At 60.5% G+C, this 14257-nt stretch carries 13 protein-coding genes and 2 pseudogenes; 8 read left to right on the top strand and 7 right to left on the bottom strand.

The window, feature by feature from the left end; genetic code table 11:
* Positions 1–177: 177 nt before the first annotated feature.
* The 4 genes and pseudogenes from hemN to V5279_RS35735 all read right to left on the bottom strand — a co-directional run bounded on the left by hemN (position 178) and on the right by V5279_RS35735 (position 3567).
* Positions 178–1530 (bottom strand): oxygen-independent coproporphyrinogen III oxidase, encoded by a 1353-nt coding sequence (gene hemN, locus V5279_RS35755; protein ID WP_338691690.1) that lies wholly within the window; start codon positions 1528–1530, stop codon positions 178–180.
* A gap of 149 nt (positions 1531–1679) precedes the next feature.
* A pseudogene (gene ccmE / locus V5279_RS35750) lies at positions 1680–2105 on the bottom strand (cytochrome c maturation protein CcmE).
* 414 nt (positions 2106–2519) lie between these two features.
* On the bottom strand, positions 2520–3197 hold the full coding sequence (locus V5279_RS35740; protein WP_338691689.1) for a helix-turn-helix domain-containing protein: 678 nt from the start codon (positions 3195–3197) through the stop codon (positions 2520–2522).
* A gap of 127 nt (positions 3198–3324) precedes the next feature.
* A complete protein-coding gene (locus V5279_RS35735) occupies positions 3325–3567 on the bottom strand; it encodes a hypothetical protein (RefSeq protein WP_338691688.1) in 243 nt (80 codons plus the stop codon).
* A gap of 204 nt (positions 3568–3771) precedes the next feature.
* Here V5279_RS35735 and V5279_RS35730 point away from each other — a divergent pair, with 204 nt between their 5' ends.
* The gene (locus tag V5279_RS35730) at positions 3772–4806 is read left to right on the top strand and encodes a cache domain-containing protein (protein WP_414645968.1); all 1035 of its coding nucleotides are present in this window, start codon (positions 3772–3774) and stop codon (positions 4804–4806) included.
* Positions 4803–5078: a methyl-accepting chemotaxis protein gene (locus V5279_RS47130; protein WP_414645871.1), complete on the top strand. Its 276-nt coding sequence runs from the start codon at positions 4803–4805 to the stop codon at positions 5076–5078. The genes V5279_RS35730 and V5279_RS47130 overlap by 4 nt, the downstream gene beginning before the upstream one ends.
* A gap of 292 nt (positions 5079–5370) precedes the next feature.
* Here the strand turns inward: V5279_RS47130 and fixJ are convergent, their stop codons facing one another.
* The 3 genes from fixJ to V5279_RS35715 all read right to left on the bottom strand — a co-directional run bounded on the left by fixJ (position 5371) and on the right by V5279_RS35715 (position 8081).
* Entirely contained in the window at positions 5371–5979 is a 609-nt protein-coding gene (gene fixJ, locus V5279_RS35725) for a response regulator FixJ (RefSeq protein ID WP_338691687.1), read from the bottom strand.
* Complete coding sequence (locus V5279_RS35720) at positions 5976–7403, bottom strand: PAS domain S-box protein (protein ID WP_338691686.1); 1428 nt, start codon at positions 7401–7403, stop codon at positions 5976–5978. Before V5279_RS35720 ends, fixJ begins: the two co-directional genes overlap by 4 nt.
* Positions 7404–7724: 321 nt before the next feature.
* Positions 7725–8081, bottom strand: a complete 357-nt coding sequence (locus tag V5279_RS35715; RefSeq protein WP_338691685.1) for a hypothetical protein — start codon at positions 8079–8081, stop codon at positions 7725–7727.
* A 698-nt stretch (positions 8082–8779) separates the two neighbouring features.
* Between V5279_RS35715 and V5279_RS35710 the strand changes: the two genes are divergently transcribed.
* The 6 genes and pseudogenes from V5279_RS35710 to ccoP all read left to right on the top strand — a co-directional run bounded on the left by V5279_RS35710 (position 8780) and on the right by ccoP (position 14217).
* Positions 8780–9529: a CBS domain-containing protein gene (locus V5279_RS35710; RefSeq protein ID WP_338691684.1), complete on the top strand. Its 750-nt coding sequence runs from the start codon at positions 8780–8782 to the stop codon at positions 9527–9529.
* A gap of 127 nt (positions 9530–9656) precedes the next feature.
* Complete coding sequence (locus V5279_RS35705) at positions 9657–10175, top strand: hypothetical protein (RefSeq protein WP_338691683.1); 519 nt, start codon at positions 9657–9659, stop codon at positions 10173–10175.
* A gap of 622 nt (positions 10176–10797) precedes the next feature.
* A pseudogene (ccoN, locus tag V5279_RS35700) lies at positions 10798–12419 on the top strand (cytochrome-c oxidase, cbb3-type subunit I).
* A gap of 8 nt (positions 12420–12427) precedes the next feature.
* Positions 12428–13162, top strand: a complete 735-nt coding sequence (ccoO, locus tag V5279_RS35695; protein WP_338691682.1) for a cytochrome-c oxidase, cbb3-type subunit II — start codon at positions 12428–12430, stop codon at positions 13160–13162.
* A 12-nt stretch (positions 13163–13174) separates the two neighbouring features.
* Complete coding sequence (locus tag V5279_RS35690) at positions 13175–13339, top strand: cbb3-type cytochrome c oxidase subunit 3 (RefSeq protein WP_338691681.1); 165 nt, start codon at positions 13175–13177, stop codon at positions 13337–13339.
* A gap of 5 nt (positions 13340–13344) precedes the next feature.
* Positions 13345–14217: a cytochrome-c oxidase, cbb3-type subunit III gene (gene ccoP / locus V5279_RS35685; RefSeq protein WP_338691680.1), complete on the top strand. Its 873-nt coding sequence runs from the start codon at positions 13345–13347 to the stop codon at positions 14215–14217.
* The last annotated feature ends 40 nt before the right edge of the window (positions 14218–14257 follow it).

Genomic DNA, 14257 nt, shown 5'->3' with positions numbered 1-14257 from the left:
CACGCTTCTGGGGGGCGTTCGATGCATGGGCCGCACAACCGCCGCCGGGCAAGCACGATCGCGATAAACCGATCCCCCGGCTGTCGAGTGTCGGCTTCGGCTCGTCGGCACGTCGCGCACCGAAGTCGTAAGAACACTCCGCCGAAGAGACGCGCTGAGATCGTAATTAGCGTGACGCTAGACAGCGCGGCTGTGGGTCGCGCTCGATCGAGCCAGATGGGCGTCGAAGGTGGAAGCCAAACTACGGACCAGGAATTCGGCTCCGTCGCTCATGGAGATCCGATCGTCCTTCATGCTCACGGCACCGTCCGCGATGAGGCTGAGAAAGCGCGCCCGATCAATGACGGCAGTCCCCGGGTCCCTATTATGCGACCTCGCTATTCTGGATAGATCCACGGCCATGTCGCACATGACCCGCTCGATGATGTCGGCGCGGAAGCGGTCGTCTTCCGTGAAGGCGTAGCCCTTGATGGTTGCAAGCCGATCGTCGGCGACGCGTGCCAGATAGTCGCGGGTGGCCACCGCGTTTTGCACGAACCCTTGCGGCATGCGGCCTATGGAGCTTGCTCCGATTCCGATCAGCGTGTCCGCAACATCGTCGGTATAGCCCTGGAAGTTTCTCCGTAGCCGGCCCTCCCGTCTTGCGATGGCGAGATTGTCATGGGGAAGGGCGAAGTGGTCGAAGCCGATCCGCACGTAGCCGGCATCGACGAGTGCATCCGCGATCGCGTCGGACTGAAGGTGACGCTCGATGCTGTCGGGCAGGGCGTCCTCGTCGATCTTGCGCTGGTGTTTCTTGAACGAGGGAACATGCGCGTAGCCGAACACCGAGAACCGGTCCGGGCGCAGCTCGATGCACTTGGCGACGGTGTCCAGGCACGAATCCACCGTCTGTAGCGGCAATCCGTACAGCAAGTCGAAGTTCAGCTTCCCGATACCCGCGCGTCGCAGCAATTCGATGCACCTGGTAGTCTGATCGAAGCTCTGGAGGCGATTGATCGCGCATTGGACCGCCGGATCGAAGCTTTGAACGCCGAGGCTCGCGCGGTTGACGCCGCTGAAACCCAGAGCTTCCGACATGGGTTCGGTCAAGGTCCGCGGGTCGATCTCCACGGCGATCTCGGCGTCGGGCAGCACGAAGTAGGAATAGCGCAACGCGCCGACGAGATCGGCGAAGGTTTCCGGCGTCATGATCGTCGGCGTGCCGCCACCGAAGTGGATGTGCGAGATCGGTTGCCGATGACCGATGGTATCCGCAACCAGGTGCGCTTCGGTAAGTAGGCTCGACGCGTAGACGGCGATAGGATCGTCGCGTTTGGTGACCGAGGTGTGGCAACCGCAGTACCAGCACATGGATCGGCAGAACGGAACATGTAGGTAGATCGAGGCGGGGTGCCGCGGCGTTATCGACTTCAACCATCGACGGTAGTCAACCCCGCGGATCGTCGGATTGAAGTGCGGAGCCGTGGGATAGCTGGTGTAGCGGGGGAGCCGGTCCGGTCCGTATCGTCTAGCGAGATCTGAGCGCATTGTCTGCCTTTCCTCTGGGGCGAACGTTGCAGGAAATCGCATTCGCGAACGTTGCGTCAGGTCAACTTCGGCAAAGCTGGGAAGGATTTGGCGACGACGCGGATCACGACCGAGCACATTTCCACCTGGGGTTAACGGTTATCGTCTTTCTAATGGCCCTGCTTCTTCAAGGCATCAGCAAAACTTCCCTGGGCATGTAAGTTTCGTCGTGCTTCGCCAGAACCGTGTCGGCGCGGAACACGCCCGATGCGTCGAGCGCGCCTTCGGCGACGACATCTTGTCCCTCTCTGAACAGATCCGGCAGAATCCCTCCGTAATTGACCGGGACGCTGGCTCCGCCGTCAGCGATAAGGAACGTTGTCGCCAGACCGTCCCTCCCGCACCAGCGAGCCCGGCTGGACCAAGCCGCTGAGCCGGAAGCGCTTGCCCGCTCCGATGTGCCGCTCGGCTGCCATCGTGGGAGTAGTGAAGAACACGATGGAATCACGAGGCCCGCTGAGAACCAGTCCCGCCGCGATGCCGAGTACCGCTAGGGAACTGCCGATCATCACCGGCCGCCGTTGCTTACGTGTCATGTCTTTCCGCGCTATTAGTGACGCTGTGGCCCGTTGGTTACGCCGATACCCATTTTTATGGCCTGGATCGTGCCGATACTTTGCGCCAGCTCAAAACCGAAGACGCGCCGTGCGCATCGTCTACGTCCGACGCACCAGTTTCGCGGCCTTCCGGATTGCGTTGGCCAAGACGGTGCCGGGGCGCTCAACGACCAGCCGGAAGCCCAGTTGGTCGGCTGAACGCCGGCCGCGCAGCCGCCCGACTTCGGATCCCGGATGAAGTCGGTCATGTAGGCGCGATGCGCGCCTTCGACAACGCGGACACCGCAATCGGTGTTCGTGACTTGCTCACGACCCCCATTTGGCGGGGTGTCGCATTGCGGCTTGGCGGCCGGTTTTCGTGCTTGCCTTGGTCGCGATGGCCGCTCGCTGTTCCTACGCTGCGGCCAGACGATTCAGCGTCGCATGCCTATGCAGCTCGACACGACGCGAGGTCGGCAGCGAAATCGCACCGCTTTGCTCGAGTTGGGTGAAGGTGCGCGATACGGTCTCGATCGTCAGACCAAGGTAGTCGGCGATGTCTTGCCGCGACATCGACAGTTCGACGACGTTATTCTTAGCGACGCGGCGTTTCATGTCGAGCAGGAAGCCGACGACCCGCTCTTCAGCGGTGCTGATCAGGAGACTCAGATGCTCCTGGAAGCGGCGCAGCTCGCGCGCGGTTTCATTCCAGAGCTGGCGCGCAAGCTCCTTTTCTTGGGCGGCACGGGCGATCAGCGCGCTGCGCTTCACTGCCACGAGGCGGGTCTCACAGACCGCCTCGGCGGAATATATGTGGATTTCATCGGCCTCGAGACCAAAAATGTCTCCGGGCAGATAGAAGGCGCCGATCTGGCGGCGTCCGTCTTCCAGGATCCTGTAGGTCCGCACTGCGCCGGCGATGACCTGATAGAGATACTCCGCGTCCTCGTCCTCGCCGTAGATCTCGGTGCAGCGGGCAAACCGCATTGGGGTACCCATCGCGCCGAACGGGCCGGTCGCGGGAGTTGCTGCTGGAATGGCTCTGACCGGATGACGTGCGGTCTCGAAGGAAACGGCGGCCTGGGTCTGCATAGCGGCACTCCATCGTGGATGACGGGTGCAGATTGATCGCAATTGGGGCCGTAGAAAATTTGGATGTTTCCCCTAAGTAGAATCCACCTACGTAACTATACGTAGGTGCTCCTGCAGGTGGCTCGGTCTAACGCTGGAGATGTTCCAGGTCGTTTGGCACCATCCCGTATGTCCTCAGCACGGTGGTTTCGGTCTCCGGATGGCCGGCACGGATGATTGCAGCAGCGCCGGCGTGGCCCAGTACTTTCCACATGTGCTTGGCGTGTTCTATTGCCGAAGACGGATTGGCGCATTTGAGCTGTTGGCCGGGAATGAGGCGGCAATCCGCGCGATCGTAAGGCACCGCGATGAAATGTGTGATCTCGTCCATCGATGCTTCTCCTATCCTCGTACGGAGGGCTGTCAGATGACCTGGGTCTATCGCGGAGCCCGTCACGACGATGCGCGCCAATATGAACATTGCTGTTCTCCGCTCTTCTTCCTTTATAAAGGCAGGGAAGGCCGATGGCCGCATTGATCTATCTCATCCTTATCGGCTCAATTCGCGTGATCCAGATCAATGCGGAAGCGGCGCATTTCGGACGCATCGCGGGCTCACCGGCCTGGCCGCTATCCAAATAAGCAATTTGGCGGACGCTTTGCGCGGGCAGCGGCAGAGCGAGCTGAAGGCTCTGAGCATTGCACAGGAAGAGCATGTCGCTGTCGCAGGCCGCGGGACAGATGGAGACACTGCCCGTCGCAACGCGCCGCCAGAATCGGCCCACTAAGGTTCGGGAACGGGGATTACTTCTGGATCAACGATCTCGGCCCCACGATGGTCAAGCATCCGATCAAGCCGGAACTCGATGGGAAGGACTTGCGTGACATCAAGGATCCGACCGGCAAGCGGCTCTTAGTCGAGTTTGCCGAGATCGTTAAGCGGAAGGGCGAAGGGTTCGTCGACTATCAATGGCCGAAGCCGGGGCTGGATGCGCCTCAGCCCAAGCTATCGTTTGTTGCGGGATTTCAACCGTGGAATTGGGTCATTGGGACAGGAGTGTATGTCGACGATCTCCAGGCTCAAGTTTGGGCACGGGCACAAAGCATCATCATGATTGCTGCCGCGGTCGTAGTGTCCGTCGGGCTGGTAACACTGCTGCTTGCTCGACGAGTATCCAAAGCTCTCGTCACAATGACGGGCGCCCTCGACCGTTTGAGCGGCGGAGATTTTGACATGAAGCTCCCGGGACTCGACCGGCACGATGAACTGGGCGACATGGCGCGTTCAATCGAACAATTCCGGGGCAGGGCAGCCGAAAGGGCACGCGACGAGCTAAGGCAAGACGAAGAGAGACGGCGTGCGACCGAGGAAGCGCGGGCTCAGATGGCAGCAAATGTCGAGAATGCCACAAAAGTCGCTGTCGGCGAAGTCGCCTCCGGTACGGATCGGATGGCAAGAAACGCTTCGATGATGAGGGATACGGCACTCACTGTGGAGAGAAACAGCGGCAGTGTCGCTGCGGCTGCCGAAGAGGCACTTACAAACGCCCAGACCGTCGCAAGAGCATCCTCGCAGCTGCCGCGTCGATATCGCAGATCGCCGATCAGGTGGGGACGTCGCGTTCCTTGACGCTGGAGGCCGTGACGGCATCGACGCAAGCCCAGGCCACAATCGCCAAGCTGTCGGAAGCTGCGTTAAAGGTGGGAACTGTGACGAGCCTAATCAGCGAAATCGCGGGCCAGACAAACCTCCTGGCATTGAATGCCACGATCGAAGCAGCGCGAGCCGGGATCGCTGGCGGCGGTTTCGCGGTTGTGGCGGCCGATGAGGGCAACGACAGGCTGGCCCGTAGGATGGAAAACAGTGCCGCCGTGAGCGGGATGCTCGAAGCCTGCAAGTAACGCTAGCTTTTACGGAAATGATCGATGTCGGCATAGGCCTGCAGGTCGAGCGCGGGCGACGACGACAGCGCGTTGAAGAGCATTCCCTGCAACTCGATTCAATCAATCCGCGCACTATCGTACCGTCTGCTTCCAGTTGGAATTACGTATAACTACCTATGCCTCTGCGAGCGGCGGCCCTTGGTTCAAATTCCAGGATACGCTTGGCGATGTTCTGCCTCACCGACGGGAGCTTGGCGTGTCTTCAATTTCCGTGGACAAAAAGCTTTGAATGATCGCTTTCTGCGAACGTCTAGAGCCCGGCAGCGATCGCGATGCGCATGAGTTCCGACATGCTGCGCACATTGGTCTTGGCCATCAGGTTCGCCCGGTAAACCTCGACGGTTCGGGGGCTGATGCCAAGGTCGTGGGCGATCACCTTGTTGATCTTTCCCGCCACGAGCCCCCGCAGGACGTCGCGCTCGCGTGGAGAGAGGTCCACCAGGCGAGCTTCAGCCTCACGCCTGGCCGAGCCGTCGGCTGGCACTGCCGACTGTGTTCGCAAGGCTTCGCCGATTGCACGCAGCAGCGTCTCGTCCTCGAAGGGCTTTTCAATAAAGTCGACCGCACCGGCCTTCATCGCCTCGACCGCAAGTGCGACGTCACCATGGCCAGTCATCAGAATGACGGGACATGCCGCCGCGTCTGCCTTCAGTTTTCGGACCAGTTCGAGACCACTCATGCCGGGCATGCGGATATCAGATACGATGCAGTCGACCGTACTGCTGGCGAAATGATCGAGAAAATCGGTGGCCGTCTCGTAAGTCATTACGGCAAAGCCGTTGACGTCGAGAAGGAAGGCGAGCGAGTCACGCATCGCAGGGTCATCGTCAATCACAAGAATCGTGCGCCGCGTAGTCATGCGTCTCCGTCCTCCGCAAATGGGAGGGTGAACTGAAAAACCGTGCCGCCGCCAGCGTTTGGCATCACGTCGATGCGCCCGCCGTGGGATTCGACGATGGTCCGGCAGATCGAGAGGCCGACTCCCATGCCATGCTCCTTGGTCGTGATAAAGGGTTGAAACAGGCGATCGGCGATATCAGGGCTGATGCCCGGACCGGTATCGGAAATGGTGAACGTCGCATCGCCGTCAATCTTGGCAACTCCGACGGTCAATTCGCGGCGCGGACCGGAGGCCATAGCCTCTATCGCGTTGCGAATCAGGTTCAGCACGACCTGCTGGATCTGGATCTTGTCGACGACGATCGAGGGCATGTCCCGGTCGCTGCGGATCGCTACCCTGACTCCCTGCTCCTTGGCGCCAAGTAGTGCAAGCGCCACGGCCTCTTCCAGCAGGGTAGCAGGGTTCTCCAGGGAATGCTGGGTTTCGCCCTTGGCAACAAACTCGCGCAGGCGCTTGATGATGTCGCCGGCCCGCAACGCTTGCAGCGCGGCCCGCTCTAGTGCGTCGCGAATTCGCGTAGGGTCCGGCGTCTCTGACGTCAGCAATACCTTTGCGCCGCGCATGTAGTTTGTGATGGCTGACAGCGGCTGGTTGATCTCATGGGCGATGGAGGACGCCATTTCGCCCATTGCGGTCAACCGCGACACGTGGACCAGTTCGGACTGCAGCTCCTGAAGCCGTCGCTCCTGCGCGCGACGCTCGGTGAGGTCTCGGATGAAGCCGGTGAAGAAACGTTCGCCGCGCACCCGGGCCTCCCCAACGGCAAGCTCCATTGGGAAGGTTGAGCCATCACTCCGCTCTCCGACCACGATGCGGCCGATACCGATGATACGCCGTTCGCCGGTCGTAAGGTAACGCTCGAGATACCGGTCGTGCTCGCCGCGATACGGCTGGGGCATCAGGCTCGAAACATTCTTTCCGACGATCTCGTCGGTCTTTCGGCCAAACAGGCGCTCCGCGGCTGCGCTGAAGGAGCGAATGATGCCATGATCATCGATCACGATCATGGCGTCAGGGACCGTGTCCAAGATGGATTGCAGATGGGTCTGGCGATTTCGCGCTTGATCGCTTTCCCTCAGTAGCCGGTCGCCCATGAATCCAAGAATGGGCCCGAGGACCGCAAAACATGCGATGTCGATGAGATTGGCAGGTTCGGTGACCAGACTTCTGCCGAGGAATTTAGCGCTGATGGCGAGGCAGAGTAGGGTGGTGAGAATCGCCGGGCCACGGCCGCCGCCGAAGGCGGCAAACAGCACCGCCGGAACGTATATGATCGTGAAGGTCCGGTCTTCGAAATAGTTATCGAGTCCCGCGCGCACTGCGAAAACGAGCGCGGCTGCTGCTGCAGCAGTGCCATAGCGGTACCAGATGCGGTCAGACATATTCCCCCGGGCAGAGCCCTCAAACCGTGAGATATTACACCGTTCGGACGCTCGAAGCCACTGGCGGTTCTATCCAGGGCAAGGGTCGCGAGCTACTTCACCCAAGCGCGCCAATGTGTCGGCTGGACCAAGATGCGTTCAGCAGTCTCCGCCTTCAGCCAGCCACCCAGGATGCGGCGGCAGGGAAAGACGAGCTTGTGAATGGCGTTGCCCTCAATCACGGCGAGCTCAAGGTCTCGATCGAAGGGGGCGGTCGCGACCCCCTCCCATGTTTCGCTGACGCCGGCCTCCGGGCGCTCTGGGGCGTCGTGTGTCGGCACGTCAGGCAGCTTTCTGAGTTGCCTCGTCGGCACCGCCGGTCTTTCGAGCAACTAGGTTAAGCTCGATGGTGCCCAATGAACGCGCGGTCTCGATCGCGTACGTCGCGTCTTCTGCGCTGCGCGCGGTGACACCTTTGGTCCAGTCTTGCAAAGCCGTGATTTTTTCAGCCACGGTAGCAACGGAATTGAACTTGCGGAAGAGCTCCCAGGCTTCGGTCGATTCGATCTGGACCTGTTCGAACCAGTGCCGGTTTGCCTCAATCAGCTTTTCCGCGAAATTCGACTGGACGACCATTGCCCGCTTCGCGCAGCTCTGGATGGCGTCGGCAATGGGACGGGAATCGCTAAGATCTGTCATGTTCAACATCCTTTGTTGAGGGAAGTTGCTATCTCCCATGTCGCCGGTGCGGGTGTGTTGATATGTGTCAACCGGCCAGCTTCTGGCCTGCACCGGAGCTAACGATCTACTCAAACGGGCTTGGGACCGATGACTTTCCCGGTCCTCAGGTTGAAGAAATGGACGCCGTCGCACGCGGCGCAGGAGATTGAGTGCAGATCGTCAGCCGCTGGCTCGGACGTGTCGTCGGGAAGCAGGCCTTGAACCCGATCGCCGGTAGTTGGACACGAAAAGATAATGGGGCGCCAAGCCCTTCTGTCTGCCATTTGCACGATCCTGACGGACGGACAATCTCAAGCGGCGGCACTCGCCCCGCATTGATGCAGGTCAAATTTCGGACAGGTGGTTACGACAGGTGAAAGGGCCCTAGAACGGCCGCCGGCGACGAAGCGTTTGCAGCGTCTTTGACCTGGCCAACTGCTCTTGCGGGGGGCGCCTTGCCTGGAAGGTCATCCGTGCAAAAGTCACGATAATTATCGTGAGTACTCCGATTGAGGCAAGCAGGTTCTGCAGCATGATCCTCTTCTCCTGACAACGTGACATGTACGTCCGATTAACGTCGCTACGCCTTGATCCCCGTCAAACGAGGCCGTTGAGGGAGATCAACACCGACAAGCCGATTTGATGCGAACGTGCCTGGCGAGAAAGGGAAACTGGCAATGCGCGCACATCAGATCATGGCAAGACATGTCGTCACCGTCGGAACCGACACATCGATTATGGACGCCGCCAAACTGATGATGGATCACCGAGTCAGCGGCCTCCCGGTGGTCGATGCGGCCGGACGATTAGTTGGCATCCTGTCGGAAGGTGACTTTCTGCGGCGGAGCGAGATCGGGACGCGGCGCCGGCGCGCCCGCTGGCTTCAGTTCCTTCTCGGCTCCGGCCATGCGGCCACGGACTTTGCCCATGAACGCGGGCGTAAGGTCGGAGATATCATGTCCTATGATCCGGTCACCGTCACGGAAGAAACGCCTCTGCCGGATTTAGTCGAGCTCATGGAGAAGAAGGGAGTCAAACGGCTGCCGGTGATGCGCGACGGGCGTCTCGTCGGCATCGTCACACGCGCCGATCTGCTACGGGCAGTTGCGTCTATCGCACACCAGATCCCGGACCCCACGGCGGATGACAAGCACATCCACGACCGCATCGTGCGGGCGCTCGACTCCGCAAACTGGTGTCCGCTTGGTCTGCAGGTTTCGGTACGCAATGGCGTGGTGCACCTCCGAGGGATCATCATGGATGAGCGGGCGAGGCAAGCGGCTATCGTTGCCGGGGAAAATACCTCCGGCGTCAGGGAATTGCACGACCATCTGTGCTATGTCGACACCTATTCCGGCTTCTACATCCAATCCGCGGAAGACGAACGAGCGGCTGCCGCCAAAACTGCGCAGGAGACGGCAGGATGATCGCTCGCCCCGCAATCCTGCTGATCCCGTTGATCGTGACCGCTGTGGTCAGCGCAGATGTCCTGGGATTCGCGGCAACGCTGCTTACGATCTGCGCGATCGTTGGCTTCGCGATCGCCGCCTCTGGATGGTCCGTCAGCAGCAAGACGACGTCAATACCGGCAGTCCGGCCGTCATCCTCAGACTGGAAATCTCACCACGAATAGTACCTCGTCCGGTCGCAGTTGCGGATCATGCGAGCCGCACGTCGCGAAAATCGTGCCGCTCGTGGTCCTCGTGGTCGCTCAAAGCTCTGCTCGGTTTCGATATCCTCCGCAATACGACGGCTGCACCTCAGAGCAAAGTTGCGACAGGTCAATACGGGCCTCTTGCATCAATGGCAACGTGGCATCAAGGAATCAGCCCACGTGAGGGTGCCATGCCATCATTTGACGTTCGTTTCATCAAGACCGTTTGCGACGACACCGGCCATGAACATCGCGCCTGTCAGGCCGCATTCAAGGTCGATGCCGCTTCGCTGTCCGTGGCCGCACAGCTCGCGGAAGCCGACTTCTGCAGACAGAAGGGCATCCGCGATTGGACGATCTTTGCCGATTCGATGGAGCTTCGAATGCCGTCGTCTTTGCCGTCCGCATGGGGTGGCTAGTGGCCTTGAGTGGCGATCAGGTTTGATCGCCGCGACATTGCGCAATTGACGAAGATCAAATCGGCAAGGTTACGGAAAGCAAAAAGGTGTGTGGGCCATGACCGATCGATCAGCTGGCAATAACTCGCCGCAATTCGAGAATCTTCTCGCCCGTTTGCGAGCGCTTTTTGCTCGTCGACACGAGTTCGATCTGATGACTGCTCGGGAGGTCGATGAGATTGCCCACGAGCTCAATCTTTCCACATCGGACCTTCGAGCGCTGGCTCGAGGCCGGGGTTCGCCTGAATCGCTGAGTGAGCGTTTCAAACATGCAGGTTTGTCAGAAGAGGCGCTCGCTACGTCTCACAGTGATGTGCTGCGCGATCTGCAGCGGGTGTGTGGCCTGTGCCAAGAGAAGAGGCGCTGCGCTACCGACCTCGCGCGGGAAAGGCGAGCCAGTCCGGCCCGGTACTGTCCGAACGAATTGACACTCACCGCTCTGAGTCGCGGTGCCAGTGGCGCGCGACCTAGCGCAGGAATTGATGCCGATCAAGCGGCTGCCAGCGAGATCGTGGTTTCCATGACGTCACCGCATCCAGGGAAAAGCTTCCACATGATAAGTCCATCCTCTGTTTCAAAGTCGATGACGATGGGCGAGGCCGGCCTGTTGTTGGCACTCGCGGCTTTTGCCTGCGCCAGCTTTCTTGGGCCGCGATGGGGCGCGATACGGCATTTTCGTTTCATGCATTCCTAGCCTGTGCCGCCAGCCTGATCGCTGTGGTCGTGATCGGCAATCGCTACCTTGACCGTCCCGCAGCATTGCCGCCGGCGGAGATCGGCGGGCGTCCCAACTACAACTTCGGACCGATCAAGTTTGCCTCCGCCGCAGCGATGTTCTGGGGCATTGCCGGCTTCACCGCGGGTCTGATCATCGCAATGCAACTGGCGTGGCCCGCGCTCAATTTTGACTTGCCCTGGACAACATTCGGCCGGTTGCGGCCGCTGCATACATCGGCTGTTATCTTCGCGTTCGGTGGCAACGTCCTGATCGCAACTTCGTTCTACGTCGTGCAGAAGACCTGCCGCACGCGCCTTGCTGGTGACCTCGCGCCCTGGTTCGTCGTGGTCGGCTACAACTTCTTCATCCTGATCGCCGGCACCGGCTATCTGTTGGGAGTCACCCAGTCGAAGGAATACGCCGAACCGGAGTGGTATGCCGACTTCTGGCTGACGATCGTCTGGGTGACGTATCTGCTCGTGTTCCTGATGACGTTGGTGAAGCGCAAGGAGCCGCACATCTTCGTCGCCAACTGGTTCTATCTGGCGTTCATCGTCACGATCGCGGTGCTCCATCTCGGCAATAACGCCGCGGTTCCGGTCTCCTTCCTCGGCTCGAAGTCCTACATTGCCTGGGGCGGCGTGCAGGATGCCATGTTCCAGTGGTGGTATGGCCACAACGCTGTCGGCTTCTTCCTGACTGCCGGCTTCCTGGCGATCATGTACTACTTCATTCCGAAGCGGGCGGAGCGTCCGGTCTATTCGTACCGGCTTTCGATCATCCATTTCTGGGCGCTGATCTTCCTCTACATCTGGGCTGGCCCGCATCACTTGCACTACACGGCGCTGCCGGACTGGGCGCAAACCCTTGGTATGACATTCTCGATCATGCTCTGGATGCCTTCCTGGGGAGGCATGATCAACGGCCTGATGACGCTGTCGGGAGCCTGGGACAAGCTGCGCACCGATCCCGTGCTGCGCATGATGGTGGTGTCGGTCGCCTTCTACGGCATGTCGACCTTCGAAGGCCCGATGATGTCGATCAAGGTGGTCAATTCGCTGAGCCATTACACCGACTGGACCATCGGTCACGTGCATTCCGGCGCGCTGGGATGGGTCGGCTTCGTCTCCTTCGGCGCACTTTACTGCCTCGTCCCGTGGCTCTGGAATCGCCAGCTTTATAGCCTGAAGCTCGTCAACTGGCACTTCTGGATCTCGACCATCGGCATCGTGCTCTACATTTCCGCGATGTGGGTGTCGGGGATCCTGCAAGGCTTGATGTGGCGTGCGTACACTTCGCTCGGCTTCCTCGAATACTCCTTCATCGAGTCCGTCGAAGCCATGCATCCGTTCTACATCATCCGTGCGGCCGGAGGCGCGCTGTTCTTGGCCGGTGCCCTGATCATGGCCTTCAATCTCTGGATGACGGTCAATGCCGGCCAAGCCAGCGAATCTGAGGGCGCCGTTGTCCTCCAGCCTGCCGAATAGGTCACGACATGTCTCTCCGGAATCGACACAAGATATTTGAGAAGAACTCGATCATCCTGATCGCCGGCATTCTCGTCGTCATTGCCATCGGTGGACTCGTCGAGATCACCCCGCTGTTCTATCTGAAGAGCACGATCGAAGCGGTCGATGGCGTCCGGCCCTATACGCCGCTCGAACTCGCCGGTCGCAACATCTATGTCCGCGAGGGCTGCTACCTCTGCCATTCGCAGATGATCCGACCGCTGCGCGACGAGGTCGAACGCTACGGCCACTATTCGCTTGCCGCGGAGAGCATGTACGACCATCCGTTCCAGTGGGGTTCCAAGCGCACCGGGCCAGATCTCGCGCGCGTCGGTGGCAAGTACTCCGACGATTGGCACGTCACGCACCTGATCAACCCGCGATCGATCGTCCCGCAATCCGTGATGCCCGGATATCCGGCTCTTGCGAAGACGGAACTCGACCCGTCGGACGCTGCGGCCCACCTCCGAACGAATCGTGCGGTCGGTGTGCCCTATACCGGCGAGCAGATTGCCAACGCGGCCGCCGATCTCAAGGTGCAGGTCGACCCCGACAGCCCCGGCTCCGATGCGTTCCAGAAGCGCTACCCGAAGGCGTTGGTACGCAACTTTGATGGCAAGGCCGGCAATCCAACCGAGCTCGACGCCCTGATCGCCTATTTGCAGATGCTCGGCACGCTCGTCGACTTCAAGCTCTACAACGAAAAAGCCAATCTGCGCTGACGAGGCATGAAGATGAAAGCGATCATTCAAATCGAGAGTTTCGCGTCGAGCCTGGTCGGTACGCTCTGGACCCCGATCTTCGTCGGGATCTTCATCGCCATCGTCGCCTACGCGCTTTGGCCACGCAACAAATCTCTCTTTGATGCCGCAGCGCGTATGCCGCTGCGTGAGGACTGATGGACATGAGCGAGCGCAACGATATCGACGGTGTATCCGGCCGCAGCACAACCGGTCACGAGTGGGACGGCATCAAGGAGCTGAACACGCCATTGCCGCGATGGTGGGTCCTGACGTTCTATGCGACGATCATCTGGGCGATCGGCTACTGGGTCGTCTACCCGGCCTGGCCGCTGGTCTCGGGCTACACGACGGGTCTGTTCCAATATTCGACCCGGGCGAGCGTCGCGACCGACCTTGCCGATCTGGAAAAGCTGCGCGGCGAGAAGATGGCCGTGCTAGGCAACGCGTCGCTTGCCGACATCGAGAAGGATCCGGCTCTGCTGGCGCTGGCGCGTGCCCGCGGCAAGACCGTGTTCGCCGACAATTGCGCGCCCTGCCATGGCAGCGGTGGCGCGGGCGCGAAGGGCTACCCGAACCTGAACGACGACGACTGGCTGTGGGGCGGGTCGCTTGACCAGATCATGCAGACGATCCAGTTCGGCGCACGCTCAGGGCACGCGAAGACCCACGAAGGGCAGATGCTCGCGTTCAGTCGCGACGGGGTTCTCAAGAAGGACGAGATCGTCACCGTCGCCAATTACGTGCGCTCGCTTTCTGGCCTTTCCACCGCACCGAAGTTCGACGCCGCCGCAGGGAAGAAGGTCTTTGCCGAGAATTGCGCTAGCTGTCACGGCGACAACGGCAAGGGCAACCCGGAGCTCGGTGCGCCGAACCTGACCGACCAGATATGGCTTTACGGTTCCGACGAGGAGACGCTGGTCGAGACCATCACCAACGGCCGTGCCGGCGTCATGCCGGCCTGGGTCGGCCGGCTCGACCCGGTCACAGTCAAGGCGTTGGCGGTCTATGTGCACTCGCTAGGCGGCGGCAAGTAGCCGCCGTCGCGGGCTGAGCCTCGGATCGTTGACCAAGGTC

The organism is Bradyrhizobium sp. 26S5, assembly GCF_036923295.1.
Taxonomy (GTDB): domain Bacteria; phylum Pseudomonadota; class Alphaproteobacteria; order Rhizobiales; family Xanthobacteraceae; genus Bradyrhizobium; species Bradyrhizobium septentrionale.
This window is presented reverse-complemented; position numbering and strand designations above follow the sequence as displayed.